Source organism: Sphingomonas parapaucimobilis NBRC 15100, from assembly GCF_000787715.1.
Classification (GTDB): domain Bacteria; phylum Pseudomonadota; class Alphaproteobacteria; order Sphingomonadales; family Sphingomonadaceae; genus Sphingomonas; species Sphingomonas parapaucimobilis.
The window spans coordinates 1-752 of sequence record NZ_BBPI01000124.1; the positions used below are offsets into that span (position 1 = coordinate 1).

Annotated in this window: 2 protein-coding genes; both read left to right on the plus strand. The window is 66.8% G+C overall.

Features of this window, described 5'->3' with window-relative positions:
• Positions 1-122: 122 nt before the first annotated feature.
• Positions 123-497, plus strand: a complete 375-nt coding sequence (tnpA, locus tag SP5_RS18335; protein WP_042491525.1) for an IS66-like element accessory protein TnpA — start codon at positions 123-125, stop codon at positions 495-497.
• A partial coding sequence (gene tnpB, locus SP5_RS18340) for an IS66 family insertion sequence element accessory protein TnpB (protein WP_042491526.1) occupies positions 494-752 on the plus strand: 259 nt, incomplete at its 3' end. The genes tnpA and tnpB, both read left to right, overlap by 4 nt.

Sequence of the window (752 nt, forward strand, 5' to 3'; positions counted from 1 at the left end):
GTAAGCGTGGTCAGCAGGCCACCTTGCGGTAGCGCCGGTAGCCGGGATGCTTGTCGCCTTTGACGAGGGTGCGAGCGGTGCGGGAAGTTCTCGGTTCTACGACTGGTCATACGAGCACTCGTATGACTGGTCGGATGGAGGTGGTCGGCCGGGTGTCGGGTCGACGGCGATGGTCTGACGCGGAGAAGCTGGAGATCCTGGCCGAGGCGTTCCGGCCGGGGGTGCGGGTTTGCGACGTCATCGCCCGTCGCGAGGTGTCGAGCAGCCTGATCTACACGTGGCGCAAGCAATTGCGTGAAGGCAAGCTGGCGGGCGTCGTGGCTGCGTTGCCGGTATTTGCCGAGGTACAGGTTGTCGCCCCGGTCGCGCCGATACCGCAGCCGGCACCATGTCCACCGGGGTTCATCCATATCGAGCTGCCGGGCGGCGTGCGGGTGAGCGTGGATGCCGCGGTGGATGCAGGCGCGCTGACACGGGTGCTGTCGGTGCTGCGATGAGCCCGGTGCCGCTACCGACGCGGGTGTTCCTGGCGTGCGGGGTGACCGACATGCGCAAGGGGTTCGATGGCCTGGCGGTGCTGGTGCAGCAGGTGCTGGCGCAGAACCCGCATTCGGGGACGCTGTTCGTGTTCCGGGGCAAGCGGGGTCATCTGGTCAAGCTGCTGTGGTTCGACGGCCAGGGGCTTTGCCTGTTTTCCAAGAGGCTCGACCGTGGCCGTTTCGTCTGGCCAGTGACAGCGACCGGCACGGTGG